Annotated in this window: 14 protein-coding genes; 7 read left to right on the top strand and 7 right to left on the bottom strand. The window is 63.3% G+C overall.

The genetic code is table 11. The annotated features are described in order from the left end of the window. Positions 1-60 precede the first annotated feature (60 nt). The gene (locus USDA257_RS26075) at positions 61-759 is read left to right on the top strand and encodes a GNAT family N-acetyltransferase (RefSeq protein WP_014765983.1); all 699 of its coding nucleotides are present in this window, start codon (positions 61-63) and stop codon (positions 757-759) included. Further along, positions 756-971, top strand: coding sequence for a hypothetical protein (locus USDA257_RS26070; RefSeq protein ID WP_014765982.1), 216 nt, complete (start codon positions 756-758; stop codon positions 969-971). The genes USDA257_RS26075 and USDA257_RS26070 overlap by 4 nt, the downstream gene beginning before the upstream one ends. Positions 972-983: 12 nt before the next feature. Here the strand turns inward: USDA257_RS26070 and USDA257_RS26065 are convergent, their stop codons facing one another. The 3 genes from USDA257_RS26065 to USDA257_RS26055 form a co-directional block, all read right to left on the bottom strand. Then, positions 984-2,021, bottom strand: a complete 1,038-nt coding sequence (locus USDA257_RS26065) for a nickel/cobalt transporter (RefSeq protein ID WP_014765981.1) — start codon at positions 2,019-2,021, stop codon at positions 984-986. Further along, complete coding sequence (locus USDA257_RS26060; protein ID WP_014765980.1) at positions 2,015-2,659, bottom strand: DUF1007 family protein; 645 nt, start codon at positions 2,657-2,659, stop codon at positions 2,015-2,017. Before USDA257_RS26060 ends, USDA257_RS26065 begins: the two co-directional genes overlap by 7 nt. A gap of 123 nt (positions 2,660-2,782) precedes the next feature. Then, positions 2,783-3,676: a LysR family transcriptional regulator gene (locus USDA257_RS26055; RefSeq protein WP_041414677.1), complete on the bottom strand. Its 894-nt coding sequence runs from the start codon at positions 3,674-3,676 to the stop codon at positions 2,783-2,785. Between the two features lie 604 nt (positions 3,677-4,280). Here USDA257_RS26055 and odc2 point away from each other — a divergent pair. Both odc2 and USDA257_RS26045 read left to right on the top strand, forming a co-directional pair. Continuing rightward, complete coding sequence (gene odc2 / locus USDA257_RS26050; protein WP_014765978.1) at positions 4,281-5,414, top strand: ornithine/lysine decarboxylase; 1,134 nt, start codon at positions 4,281-4,283, stop codon at positions 5,412-5,414. 89 nt (positions 5,415-5,503) lie between these two features. Beyond that, on the top strand, positions 5,504-6,094 hold the full coding sequence (locus tag USDA257_RS26045) for a GNAT family N-acetyltransferase (RefSeq protein WP_014765977.1): 591 nt from the start codon (positions 5,504-5,506) through the stop codon (positions 6,092-6,094). Between the two features lie 133 nt (positions 6,095-6,227). Here the strand turns inward: USDA257_RS26045 and USDA257_RS26040 are convergent, their stop codons facing one another. Beyond that, complete coding sequence (locus USDA257_RS26040) at positions 6,228-6,863, bottom strand: LysE family translocator (RefSeq protein ID WP_014765976.1); 636 nt, start codon at positions 6,861-6,863, stop codon at positions 6,228-6,230. 283 nt (positions 6,864-7,146) lie between these two features. On the opposite strand from USDA257_RS26040, the gene USDA257_RS26035 reads away from it, so the two are divergent. Further along, positions 7,147-7,593, top strand: a complete 447-nt coding sequence (locus tag USDA257_RS26035; protein ID WP_014765975.1) for a glyoxalase superfamily protein — start codon at positions 7,147-7,149, stop codon at positions 7,591-7,593. A gap of 218 nt (positions 7,594-7,811) precedes the next feature. On the opposite strand, the gene USDA257_RS26030 is transcribed toward USDA257_RS26035, so the two are convergent. From USDA257_RS26030 to USDA257_RS26020, 3 genes are all read right to left on the bottom strand, one after another. Further along, positions 7,812-8,801, bottom strand: coding sequence for a WD40 repeat domain-containing protein (locus USDA257_RS26030; protein WP_014765974.1), 990 nt, complete (start codon positions 8,799-8,801; stop codon positions 7,812-7,814). A gap of 37 nt (positions 8,802-8,838) precedes the next feature. Further along, complete coding sequence (locus USDA257_RS26025; RefSeq protein WP_014765973.1) at positions 8,839-9,936, bottom strand: CobW family GTP-binding protein; 1,098 nt, start codon at positions 9,934-9,936, stop codon at positions 8,839-8,841. 113 nt (positions 9,937-10,049) lie between these two features. Beyond that, complete coding sequence (locus USDA257_RS26020) at positions 10,050-10,841, bottom strand: creatininase family protein (RefSeq protein WP_014765972.1); 792 nt, start codon at positions 10,839-10,841, stop codon at positions 10,050-10,052. A 113-nt stretch (positions 10,842-10,954) separates the two neighbouring features. Here USDA257_RS26020 and USDA257_RS26015 point away from each other — a divergent pair, with 113 nt between their 5' ends. Then, positions 10,955-11,458, top strand: coding sequence for a MarR family winged helix-turn-helix transcriptional regulator (locus tag USDA257_RS26015; protein ID WP_014765971.1), 504 nt, complete (start codon positions 10,955-10,957; stop codon positions 11,456-11,458). Positions 11,459-11,557: 99 nt separating this feature from the next. Then, the gene (locus USDA257_RS26010) at positions 11,558-12,580 is read left to right on the top strand and encodes a LacI family DNA-binding transcriptional regulator (RefSeq protein WP_014765970.1); all 1,023 of its coding nucleotides are present in this window, start codon (positions 11,558-11,560) and stop codon (positions 12,578-12,580) included. The last annotated feature ends 38 nt before the right edge of the window (positions 12,581-12,618 follow it).

Raw genomic sequence — 12,618 nt, 5'->3', positions numbered from 1 at the left:
ATTTGAAACGCGGCGGTGTCTGTCCTATTGCCAAAAGCAAGTGGAACGCGGGAGTGGTCGATGCGCGATCTTGCCAATTGGAACGGATGCCCGGCGCCGCAGCCGGTATTGATCGAGGGTCGATATGTCCGGCTGGAGCCCTACGACCGGGCGACGCATCTCGAGCCACTCTGGCACGATGCCTTCGGCGGCCCGGCGATCAACCCGCTGCTCAAATACTTCACGCAGGACGATTTTTCGGGAATCGAGGCTTTCGACGACTGGCTCTCGGCCGTTCAGGCGAATTCCGGCTGGATCACCGAAGTGTTCCGCGACAAGGCGACCGGCCGTGTCGTCGGGATGGCGAACTACATGCGCGCCGACCCGGCCAATGGCGTCGTCGAGGTTGGCGGTGTGGCGCACGGGCCGGCGATGGCGCGTTCGCCGCTCTCGACGGAAGCGCATTACCTGATGGCGAGGCACGTCTTCGAGGATCTCGGCTATCGTCGCTATGAGTGGAAATGCCACAGCGAAAACCAGCCGAGCCGCGCCGCGGCCCTGCGACTCGGTTTCACCTTTGAAGGCATTTTCCGACAGCACATGATTTCCAAACACGCCAACCGCGACACGGCGTGGTTCTCGATGATCGACCGCGAATGGCCTCTCCTCAAGGCCGCATTCGAGGACTGGCTTTCTCCCGACAATTTCGATCGCGAAGGGCGCCAGAAGCGGCGTCTCGAGGATATCCGCGCGGAACTCGCGACAAAGGAGCGAGCGTGAGCACGCCCGAGAAAAAGGAAAGGTCGGCGGCGATCGCGGCAGCGATCATCCTGGCGGTCGTCGGCATCGGCTTCTTCGTGCTGCCGTCGATCATGGTGCGGCTCGGCGACATCTCGCCCTGGCTCGCCGCCGGCGTCGGCGCCCTCTTCGTGCTCGGCTTCTTCCTGATCTTCTGGCTGCGCGCCCGCCATCAGCGGCGGCACGGCCTATAGCCTGAGTGCGCCTCAGCCCTGCAGCGCGGCACCCAACAGAACCAGCCCAAGCACCAGCACCAGCAGCGCGCCGGCGATTTCGATGCCGTTCGAGATGCGTGCCGCAGCCGATTGGCTTGAGGCATAGCGCAGCGCAAATCCCTTGGCGGTGACGGCGAGCGTCGCCAGGATCGAGACGGTGATCGCGGTGCCGATCGACATAGCGAAGACCGAAAGAACGCCGCCCAGATAGAGCCCGTTCAAAAGCGCGAAAGAGAGCACGATCAGGGCACCGGAGCAGGGGCGCAGGCCCACCGCGACGATCGCCGACCAGGCTTCGCTAAGCGCAAAACGATCGCCCTTGAGCATTTGTGGGTCGGGTGCATGGGCGTGACCGCAGGTCGTGCAGACCTCGCCATGGCCATGCGCGTGGCCGTGATCATGGTGGAGATGGCGATGTGGGTGATCATGGCCGTCGTGGCCATGGTCGTGATGGGCATGCCCGTCAGCAACGGCCATCGCCGGCCGCGTCATCGACCGCAGCTTGCGGAAGACGAGCCAGCCGCCGAAGGCGGCGATCAGCGCATAGCTTGCGACCTCGAGCGCGTGGGTTGCGCGAGTCATGTTGATGGAGGAGCCGCGCAGCACGAGATAGACGGCGCCGATCAGCAGGATCGCCACGACGCCCTGCAGGATCGAGGAAAGGAAGGACAGCAGCACGCCGCGCTTCAGTTCCGTCTCATTGGCGATCATGTAGGAGGAAATCACCGCCTTGCCGTGGCCCGGCCCGGCCGCATGGAAGACGCCATAGGCGAAGGAGAGGCCGATCAGCGACCAGAGCTGCCAGGGGTTCTCGCGCATGCCCTTGAGCGCGCCGGTCAGCAGCCGATAGAAGTTCTGTTGCTCCATGTTGACCCAGGCGAAAAACCCGCCGAGGACGCCGGTGGTCTGGATCGAAGGCTCTGCGGAGCCGATGCCGAGCGGCGATTGCGCCATGGCGAGCGTCGCCGAAAGGGCTGTCAACAGAAGGCCGGCGACGAGCGGACCGGCGATCCTGCGCGGGTTCAGCATGTGACCTCGATCCTCGTTGCGAAGAGCTTCGACATGTCGGTACCGGTCGGGTCGCTCCAGAACGCGTCGGTGAGCGTGTCCTTGTTCTCGGCCAGCACCTCGTCCGGATCCGGCCGCACCACCTGATGCTGGCAGGCCTCGATCTTCTCGCCGATTACGGTGAGATCGTCGTCGGTCGGGAAGTCCATCGCCGTGTACATGGTCGGGTCGTAGACGCCGAAGGAGAGCTTGCCCTTGAGCGGCATCGCCTCGGCCGGCTTGACCGCGAACATCATCAGCAGCTGGTTGTCCTTGTAGTCGACCGCGATGCTGTCGGGCCGGCTCACTTTTACCGATTTTCCGTTGTCGGAAATCGTCGTGTAGTAGTTGTACTCGGAAAGCGACTCGAGCACGGTCTGGCCGACCTCCTTCAGCTCGTCCGGGTCGAGCGTGGCGTTGGAGTTCTTGTCGAAGTCGAGCACGACGCTTGCCGAAAACAGCTCGTCGAACCGCCAGACGTTGCGCAGCTCGCCAATATTTCCCTTGTCGTCGGAGACGATCTCCAGCCGCGCCTCGGCGAAGATGTGCGGATGGGCGGCGGCGAGCCCGGGCGCCAGCAGGGTCGCAAGGCCGGCCAGGACGAGGCGTTGTGTGTTCATGGGAATTAGAAATCCTTTTCGGTCGAGGGACCGGGCGAATCGCCCCTCGAATGTACCGTAAATGGGACGAAATTGGGACTTGTGCAGGCAAAATGCCGGGCGCGCTCCCATGTCTCGCCGCGTTCATTGCGACTTGCGGAACCAGCCGTGCAGGAAATCGACGAAGGTGCGAACCTTAGTCGGCAGATAGCGCCGGTGCGGATAGATCGCGTAGATGCCGCGGTCCTTGGGGAGAAACTCCTCAAAGAGCGTCACCAACTCGCCCGACAGGATCTTCGGCCGGGCGATGAAGTCGGGCAGGACCGCGATCCCGATGCCGGTGACCGCAGCGCGCGCCGCGGCAAGCGGGCTGTTGACCTCGATCGGCCCGCTCACCGACACGGTGAAGGGCGAACCGTCGGGCTCGATGAAACGCCAGTTGGAATAGGAGCGGCCATTGGTGTCGAGAATGCATGGAACATGCGCAAGGTCGGTCGGGTGCGCAAACGGACCGGCCTTCGCCAGGAAATGCGGCGAGGCGCAGACCAGCAACTGGAAGTCGTCGAGCTTGCGGGCGATCAGCGTCGAATCCTCAAGCCGCGTGATGCGGATCGCCACATCGAAGCCTTCCTCGACGAGGTCGACGAAGCGGTCGTCCGAGACTATCTCCAACGACAGTTCCGGATGCTGCTTGCCGAAATCGATCAGCGACTGGCCGATCTCCGCATCGACGAAGGTCCGCGGCACGGTGATTCGGAGCCGGCCGCGCAGGTCGGAATTGTTGGCACGCACGAGATCGGCGAGATTGTCGATCTCCTTCAGGATTTCGGATGCCGTGCGGTAATAGGTATGGCCGGCCTCGGTCAGCGAGAACTGCCGCGTCGTGCGGTTGAGGAGGAGCGCGCCGAGCTCGTCTTCGAGTTCGCGGACATATTTTGACAACAGCGCCTTGGATTTGCCGATACGACGGGCGGCGGCCGAAAAACCTTCCGCGTCCACGACATCGATGAAGGCGCGGATGCGGGTTAAAGTGTCCATGATTCGACTTTCTCTTTTCACCCTGCGGGAGCCGAACATCTCCCTCCGGAGTCCTTTTTTGGGCGTCTCTGCCGCGCGCACCGGCCTCGCCGCGATGTTCATTGAAAGTGAACACTCACGCCATGGTCGGGTCCAGAAAAATTTAGGGGCGAAGCGGAAAAAACTCTTGATTACGACAGTGATTTTTCTTACCTACGCCCTTGCCCAAAGTCGCACGTGCCTGTGGGTGTCCGCCGACCCTCGATTAGGTGAGGGTATCGGTAAGGTACCTGGAACTAACCCCTCCAGTCGCTATTCCGGCCAACCGGGAAATGCGAGGACATCTTGAAGCAACGACGGTGCGGGCCTTTCTGGTGTCTGCCGGCTCTCCAACAGCCGGGGTTACTGAAGAGGCACACCTTCATTGCCGGAAGTGCGGTTGGGTTATTCCCTCCAATCCATGGCAGACAAAGCCGAATCTTAGCCTTTGCGGGCTTGGATTCATCGTTTCGCGCACCGAGCGCATGCATGGTTCCGGGGTCTCCACCGGCTGGGTCCAGTGCAAGCGCGCGTATGCCCTTTGTCCTCCACAGTTGTGGAGTCTAATGGATCGGGGAATAAAGCCATGACCACCGCACGCATCATCGACTTCCTCAACACCCGACGACCCGAAGGCCCCTGCCTCGTTGTCGACCTCGACATCGTGCGCGACAATTTCAAGGCCTTCCGTCATGCGCTGCCCGACAGCGCGATCTACTACGCCGTGAAGGCCAACCCGGCGCCGGAAGTTCTGCGCCTTCTCGCCGGTCTCGGCTCCAATTTCGATTGCGCGTCCGTCGCCGAAATCGAAATGGCGCTCGATGCCGGTGCGACCCCGAGCCGCATCTCTTATGGCAATACCATCAAGAAGGAGCGCGACATTGCCCGCGCCCATGCGCTGGGCATCAACCTCTTCGCGGTCGACAGCCATGAAGAGGTCGAGAAGGTGGCGCGCGCCGCTCCGGGCGCCCGTGTATTCTGCCGCGTCCTCACCGATGGCGAAGGCGCCGAATGGCCGCTGTCGCGCAAGTTCGGCTGCGTGCCGCAGATGGCCGTCGACGTGCTCGTCTATGCCCATCAGCTCGGCCTCGTCTCCTACGGCGTGTCGTTCCATGTCGGTTCGCAGATGACGAAGCTCGACGCCTGGGATGCGGCGCTCGCCGATGCCAAGCGCGTCTTCGGCCAGCTTGCCAAGCAGGGCATCGAGCTCAAGATGGTCAACATGGGCGGCGGCTTCCCGACGAAGTACCTGAAGGACGTTCCGTCGGCCGAAGCCTATGGCCAGGCGATCTTCGGTGCGCTGAAGAAGCACTTCGGCAATAACATTCCGGAGACAATCATCGAACCGGGCCGCGGCATGGTCGGCAATGCCGGCGTGATCAAGGCGGAAGTCGTTCTCGTCTCGAAGAAATCGGACAACGACAGCCACCGCTGGGTGTTCCTCGATATCGGCAAGTTCGGCGGTCTCGCCGAGACGATGGACGAGGCGATCCGCTACCCGATCCGCACGGCGCGCGATGGCGACGAGATGGAGCCCTGCGTCATTGCCGGCCCGACCTGCGACTCGGCCGACGTGCTCTACGAGAAGAACATGTACCCGCTGCCGATCTCGCTGACGATCGGCGACGAGGTTCTGATCGAGGGCACCGGCGCCTACACGACGACCTACTCGGCCGTCGCCTTCAATGGCTTCGAGCCGCTGAAAGCCTATGTGATCTGATCCTGCCTGCTCCCGCTTTTAAGCGGGAGCGGCGACTTCACAATTTTTTGCAGTTCCGCCTGAAGCGGTTTTGATGACGGGAGGCCCCGATGGCCGCTGTTGTTGACACCTTGCGCGCGTACTTCGCGCCGTCCACCTTTGTGATCGATGCCGAAAATCCGGGCGACGTCGTCGCGCGGGAAAACCTGCTCGACCGGGCGATGGGTCCCGGCCGCCACAGGAAGTCGTCTGAAAAGCTGCGGCGCGGCCGCGTGCCGGCCGAGGGGCTCGCCCTCGTGGCCCGCGACGTCGATGGCCATGTCATTGGCACCGTGCGTCTCTGGAACGTCGAGGCCGGCGTAAACTGCGAAGGGCAGGCCGTGCCGGCGCTGCTACTCGGCCCGCTCGCCGTCGACCCGGCGCATGAAGGCAAGGGGATCGGCGGCACGCTGATGCGGGCGGCGATCCAGGAAGCCAAGAACCGTGGCCACGGCGCTATCCTTCTTGTGGGCGACGCCGCCTACTACGAGCGCTTCGGCTTCTTCGCCGCGCGGACCCAGCATCTCGTCATGCCCGGCCCGTTCGAGCGCAACCGCTTCCTGGCGCTCGAGCTCAAGGACGGCTGGCTCGAAGGCGCTGCCGGCATGCTGGTGGCAAGCGGCCGGAAACTCGCCCTGCCGCCGGTCAAGCGCGCGGCCTGAGACCATTCTTCCGCCTCCAACCCTGCGGAGGCGGACCCTGAACAGCGCTCCCGTCGCATGGCGGGGGCGCTGTAGTGTTTTATGACCATACTCGCGAGTTCGAGGCAACTCGCTTGAGGCGCGGTGTCTTCGGTCAGTTCGCGGCCCGCCGATAAAGCGCCAGCGATCCCGCCAGGGCCACCAGCGCCCCGCCGCACACGCGGTCCAGCCAGATCGCGCCGGATCGCTTCAGAAATCGCATGGCCTGCGAGCCGAGCATGGCATAGCCGAACATCACCATGAAATCGATCGATGCGAAGACGAGAGCCAGAACGGCGTATTGCGGCGCTTGCGGCAGCGCCGGTTCGATGAACTGCGGCAGGAAGGCGGAAAAGAACAGGTATCCCTTGGGATTGGTGACCGCGACCAGAAAGCTCTTCGCAAAAATCGAGCTCGGCGTGCCGGTGCCTTCCTCGGATGGCACCCCTTCTGCGATATCGACCGTGCCGCGCGAGCGCAGCAACTGGAAGCCAAGCAAGGCAAGGTAGGCGGCGCCCGCCCATTTCACGACCGAGAACCAGAACTCGGATGCGGCGAGCAGCGCGCCGAGACCGAGGGCCACGGCGCCGATCAGCACGAAGTCCGAGAGCACTGCGCCGATCATCCCGTAGCCGGCGCGGCGGACGCCATAGCGCGACCCGTTGGTCAGTGCCAGCAACACGGTCGGGCCTGGTGTTGCAATGCCAATGAAGGCGACGGCGGCGAATGCAAGTATGGTCATCTCGTTCATGGAAATCTCCTCTCGTGTCACACAGTCGTTCCACAACTTTGAAAGTGCTGCAACGAGGAATTGCGTGGTGTCGGAAGCGCGAGCCTGCATACCGCCATTACTGCATTTGACAGCAATCATCGCTTCGCCTATGGAGGCGGCGGGCGAGGGCCCCTGCCGTCCGCGAGCGTACAAGCTTTGGTGAAGTCCCTCTTTTCGACTCGGTCACGCCTCCAGGCATGCGAACCGATGGCAATGCGGGCACCCATCCGAACGAGCGCATGCCGCAGCAGGAGACCCTGTCATGACGCCTGAATCGCGCACACTTCCATCCCTGCACACGCTGAAGGACCTTGCCAAACGCTTGCGCGCCCGGCTTTCCGCCGAAGGCGAGCAGATTGGCCATTCGAAATCTCTCGAGCTGATCGCCGCCCAATACGGCTATCGAGATTGGAACACGCTGCACGCCGCCGTCGGCAACCGGCCCCCGTTCAATCCGTGGATACTCGGCTCGCGGGTGAGAGGCAATTATCTCGGCCAGCCCTTCGAGGGCGAAGTCCTCTCGGCTCAGGCCTTGACCGCGAAGCCTGGTCACTACCGACTGACCTTCAAGTTCGACGCGCCGGTGGACGTCGTCACCTTCGAAAGCTTCTCGGCCTTCCGGCAGAGGGTGACGGCAATCGTCGACGAAGGCGGGCGGACCATCGAGAAGACCTCAAACGGACGGCCGCATCTGGAGCTTGAGTGGTGAGGTTTGGCGAGCCGGATTGGCCCTCATCCATCTGCCGGCACCTTCTCCTCGCAGGCGGGGAGAAGGGATTCGCGGCGCCGCCTTGCGTGTTATGCGCCAGAAGCCCATGACTGTTGAGCTGTCGCCATTGATGACGTGGACGCGGGCACGTCCCCTCGCCCCGCTTGCGTGGGAGAGGGTTAGGGTGAGGGGGCTTCCCTTACACTGCAGGAGATAAACTATCCCGACAAATCCACCACGCCGCAATCGCCGGCACCTGAGCCGAAGGCAATTTGGCGGCCGTTGCTGTTCCAGGCCATGGCGGTGATCGCGCCCTTGCCGGGGCGTCGCAGCAGCACTTCCTTGCTGTCGGCGAGACGGGCGGCGAGGATCATGCCATCCTCATAGCCGATCGCGACGATGTCCTCGGCCGGATGGCAGGCGACCGTCGTTACCATCGTGTTGGCGCGCGTGCCGAGCTCCAGCGGCGCCTTGCCCATCGGCCCGTCCTTGCCCTGGAACGGCCAGACGATCGCCGCCGGTGCGCCCGCGGAGGCAAGCCACTTTCCCTTTGCCGACCAGGAAAGTGACTTCACCTTGGCCGGGTAGCCGGTCATGCGCATGTGCCGCGCTTCGGCGCCCGGCTTCGCATCCAGCTTCCAGCCATGCAGCGCATTCTCCTGCATGGAGGTGACGACGAAGCGGCCGTCGGGCGAAAAGGTGACACCGGTATGGGCGCCCTTCCATTCGAGGTCGACCGGCTGGCCGGCCATCGTCACCCAATGCAACGACACGCCATTGTAACGCGCCACCGCGATGCGCAAGCCCTTGGGAGCGAAGGCAATGCCCTCGACGGTGCGGTCCTCGGGGAATTCCTTCGTGCTGCCGTCGGCAAGGCGGACATAGCTCGTCTTGCCGAAGGCATAGGCAACTGCCCTTTGCGGTCCGGCAGCGACCTGGGAAATCCATTTGCGCGGCGTCTCTGCAACGAGGCTCGCCGTTCCGTCAGCCGAAACGCGCATCACCTTGCCGTCTTCGCCGCCGGTCAAGAGCGTATCGGTCGCTTCGTCATAAGCGACCGAAAGCAGGCCGTCGTGCAGCTCGGTTGTCTTGTGGCCGTGATCGAGGCGGTGAATAGTGCCGGCGGCGCCGGCGAAAAAGGGAATGTCCTTCAGAAAGGCCACGCCGACGACATGGCCTTCGAGATCGAGCGGAGCGACGGTCGGCATCAGTTGGCTTGGCCCTCTTGCTTCAGCTTGTCCGGGATCATGCCTGGACTTCACAGGCCTTGAAAGTGCGCTCGAGCTTCTCGCGGTCGAGATCGCGGCCGATGAAGACGAGGCGGGACTCGCGCTTCTCGCCGTCCTTCCAGGCGCGCTGGTGGTCGCCTTCGATGATCATGTGGACGCCTTGCACCACATAACGCTCCGCATCGCCGGCAAAAGCGATGATGCCCTTGAGGCGCAGGATATTCGGTCCGTCCGTCTGGGTGATCTTCTGGATCCAGGGGAAGAAGCGCTCCGGATTCATCTCGCCGCCACGCAACGAGATCGACTGCACCGTCACGTCATGGATGGGCGAGGGAGCATGGTCGTGGTGATGATGACCGTGGTCATGATCATGATCGTGGTGGTGGTGATCGTGATCGTGATGATGGTGGTCGTGGTCGCAATCGGGGCCGCAGACGTGATCGTCGTGCTCGCCCTGATCGAGGAAATGCGGATCGTTCTCCAGCGCCCTTTCGAGATTGAAGGCGCCCTGGTCGAGTACCTTGCCGAGATCGATCTCCGAGCGCTGCGTCCGGTAGATGCGGGCCGACGGATTGATCACGCGGACCGTCGCCTCGATGCGCTCGAGTTCTTCGGGCGACACGAGATCGGTCTTGTTGAGCAGCACCACATCGGCAAATGCAATCTGGTCTTCCGCCTCGCGGCTGTCCTTCAGCCGCAGCGGCAGATGCTTGGCGTCGACGAGTGCTACGACGGCGTCGAGCTCGGTCTTGGCGCGCACGTCGTCATCCATGAAGAAGGTCTGGGCAACCGGCACCGGATCGGCAAGGCCGGTGGTCTCGACGATGATCGCGTCGAAACGGCCCGGCCGGCGCATCAGCCCTTCGACCACACGGATGAGGTCGCCGCGCACCGTGCAGCAGACGCAGCCGTTGTTCATCTCGTAGATTTCCTCGTCGGATTCGACGATCAGGTCGTTGTCGATGCCGATTTCGCCGAATTCGTTGACGATGACCGCATATTTGCGCCCGTGATTTTCGCTGAGGATGCGGTTGAGGAGCGTCGTCTTGCCGGCGCCGAGATAGCCCGTGAGCACGGTGACGGGGATCGGCTTCTGCGTGGTCGTGTCGGTCATGGGAGCCTCGAGAATTGGCGATGCGCCGCGAGCATCGGTGTCGGGGTTTCATATAGGAGATGATGCAGCGATGCGCAAATGTGCGGGCGCGCCTTTTCGCTTGCGTCGGGCGGTCAGGCAAAGTCGCCGACGTCGAAGGCCTGCACATCCCTGAGCAGTTCGATGATGCCGCCGACCGCATGGCTGAGAAGAGCTTCGCCGCGATCCGCCGTGGCGGCGGCCGCATTGCCGGCCACGCCGTCCGGGTTGAGGTCCGACATCTTCCAACCGAAGGCATGCGGGCCGTAGGCGCGCAGATGCTTGAAGCGGCGCTCGTACGCGCTCTGACGGGAGGGGAAACGGCGGGCCTTCGCCATGTCGACCTTCTCGGGGTGGAGGGCCAACATCACTGACGTCTCGATGTCGCCACCATGGATGTCGATCGCCTTGTCCTCATCATCGATCCAGCCCTCCGGCTGTCCGAAACGGGTCCAGCTCGTCGCGACCGCCAGCATGTTAAAGCGCACGCGCGCCTCTGTCGCCACGATCGTCATCAGGGGGGAATTGCCGCCATGCGCATTCAGCATTACCAGTTTGCGGATGCCCAGCCGGCCAAGGTCTTCGGCGATGCCGAGCCAGCGCGCGATCGCTTCGGCATAGCCAAGCGTTCGGGTCCCCGTCACGTCCATGTGTTCGATCGAGTAGCCAACCGGCTCGACCGGCAGGAAAGTCGCGGGCAGGTCATGGGGCAACTGTGCCATGACGCGGTCGACAATGCCTTCGGCGATCAGCCGGTCCGTTTCGAAGGGCAGGTGTGGCCCGTGCTGTTCATGTGCGCCGAGCGGCAGAATGGCGATCCAATCCCGCCGTTCGGCTGGAGCAAGATCCACGGGATTGTCGTCCCAGCGGGGCTTGGGCAGCGACATTTCTGTTCGGTCCTCCGGATCGCTTGTCGTAAAATCGTTATTTGAGTCATACAGTTCGTAATCTCAAGCTGTATTGCTATAAAGGCAGTGTACGGGATTCGGCCGGAGGTCCAATGGGCAAGAAGAGCAAAGCCGAAAAGAGGGGCAAGAACGGCAAGAGGAAGGACGAGATCGTCGCCGAGGCGCACGATCATGACCTGGCTTCGATCCTCGTCCAGGCAGCGCGCTCGATGCGCACGGTGCTCTCCCGCAACCTTATCGAAAGCGGCCTCTATGCGGGCCAGGACGGCGTCATGCTGGCTCTCGCCGAAACGGACGGCCTGACCGCCGGGGCGCTCGCCGCCAGGCTCGGCGTCAAGGCGCCGACTATGACGCGCACGATCGGCCGCATGGAGGCCCAGGGCTTCCTCGAGCGCCGGCCGGACGAGGGCGATGCGCGGTTGACCAAGGTCTTCCTGACCGCTCCGGGGCGCGACCGCCTGCAGACGATCGCCGAGGCCGGTCAGCATTCCGAAAAGCTCGCCACGCGCGGCCTCACCGACAAGCAGGTGCGCACGCTCCTGAAACTCTTGCGCGCAGTCGACAGCAACCTGCAGGCGGCGCGCGCGGCCGACTGACGCGCCGGCTTGGCGCACTTCCCGATTGCAGCGGCGATTTAAACAGTTTAAAGAGGGTTTAAAACGGCGCAAGAAAATCGACAGGCAACGGGGGGCACGGTGGCGCAGAAGGTCAAGCTTTCGACAATTGCGGAAACACTCGGCCTTTCGACGGCGACCGTATCCCTGGCATTGCGAGACAGTCCTCTCGTGGCGATCGCCACCCGCGAGAAGATCAAGGAGCAGGCGCGTGCCCTCGGCTATATCTACAATCGCCGCGCCGCAAGCCTTAGAACATCGCGCTCCGGCATCATCGGCGTCGTCGTCCACGACATCATGAACCCGTTCTACGGCGAGATCCTCAAGGCGATCGAGGCGGAACTCGATCGCGACAAGCAGACCTTCATTCTTTCCAATCACTACGATTCCGTCGAGAAGCAGCGCGACTTCATCGAAACGCTGCTGCAGCTCGGCGGCGACGGTGTCATCATGTCGCCGGCGATCGGCACGCCGCCGGAGGATATCCAGCTGGCCGAGGACAACGGCATGCCGGCGATCCTGATCGCCCGTTCGATCGATGGCCTCGATGTTCCGATTTTCCGCGGCGACGACGCCTACGGCATCGCGCTTGCCACCAACCATCTGATCGGACTCGGCCACCGCTGCATCGCGATGGTCGGCGGCACCGACCAGACCTCGACCGGGCGTGACCGCTATCAGGGCTATGTCAACGCCTTGCGCAAGGCGAATATCGAGGTCGATCCGGATCTGCGCATCCCCGGCCCGCGTTCGAAACAGGGCGGCTTCGAGGCGGCGGTGCATCTCCTGTCGCTGCCGCAGAAGCCGACCGCGGTGGTCTGCTGGAACGATCTGGTGGCGATCGGCATGATGAACGGCATCGCCCGCGCCGGCCTCGTACCGGGGGTCGACATTTCGGTGACCGGTTACGACGATCTCGAGGAAGCCTCGATCGCGACTCCGGCGCTGACGACCGTCTGGAATGGCCAGGCGGAAGTCGGCCGCAGCGCGGCGCGTGCCCTGCTCGACAAGCTTTCCGGCAGTCACGAGCCGGACGGCATCCACCTGATCAAGCCGGAAATGCGCATCCGCCAGTCGACCGGTCCGCTCCGCGTAACGGCTTGATCCTTCCCCGCGAGTCGGAACAGGATGCGGGGAGCGAT

This window comes from Sinorhizobium fredii USDA 257 (genome assembly GCF_000265205.3).
GTDB classification, from domain to species: domain Bacteria; phylum Pseudomonadota; class Alphaproteobacteria; order Rhizobiales; family Rhizobiaceae; genus Sinorhizobium; species Sinorhizobium fredii_B.
This window is presented reverse-complemented; position numbering and strand designations above follow the sequence as displayed.

Coding starts and splice junctions, on each gene's coding strand:
- USDA257_RS26075 (WP_014765983.1), top strand. CDS start 61: ATGCGCGATCTTGCCAATTGGAACGGATGCCCGGCGCCGCAGCCGGTA.
- odc2 (WP_014765978.1), top strand. CDS start 4,281: ATGACCACCGCACGCATCATCGACTTCCTCAACACCCGACGACCCGAA.
- USDA257_RS26030 (WP_014765974.1), bottom strand. CDS start 8,801: ATGCCGACCGTCGCTCCGCTCGATCTCGAAGGCCATGTCGTCGGCGTG.
- USDA257_RS26025 (WP_014765973.1), bottom strand. CDS start 9,936: ATGACCGACACGACCACGCAGAAGCCGATCCCCGTCACCGTGCTCACG.
- USDA257_RS26040 (WP_014765976.1), bottom strand. CDS start 6,863: ATGAACGAGATGACCATACTTGCATTCGCCGCCGTCGCCTTCATTGGC.
- USDA257_RS26060 (WP_014765980.1), bottom strand. CDS start 2,659: ATGAACACACAACGCCTCGTCCTGGCCGGCCTTGCGACCCTGCTGGCG.
- USDA257_RS26035 (WP_014765975.1), top strand. CDS start 7,147: ATGACGCCTGAATCGCGCACACTTCCATCCCTGCACACGCTGAAGGAC.
- USDA257_RS26015 (WP_014765971.1), top strand. CDS start 10,955: ATGGGCAAGAAGAGCAAAGCCGAAAAGAGGGGCAAGAACGGCAAGAGG.
- USDA257_RS26045 (WP_014765977.1), top strand. CDS start 5,504: ATGGCCGCTGTTGTTGACACCTTGCGCGCGTACTTCGCGCCGTCCACC.
- USDA257_RS26065 (WP_014765981.1), bottom strand. CDS start 2,021: ATGCTGAACCCGCGCAGGATCGCCGGTCCGCTCGTCGCCGGCCTTCTG.
- USDA257_RS26020 (WP_014765972.1), bottom strand. CDS start 10,841: ATGTCGCTGCCCAAGCCCCGCTGGGACGACAATCCCGTGGATCTTGCT.
- USDA257_RS26055 (WP_041414677.1), bottom strand. CDS start 3,676: ATGGACACTTTAACCCGCATCCGCGCCTTCATCGATGTCGTGGACGCG.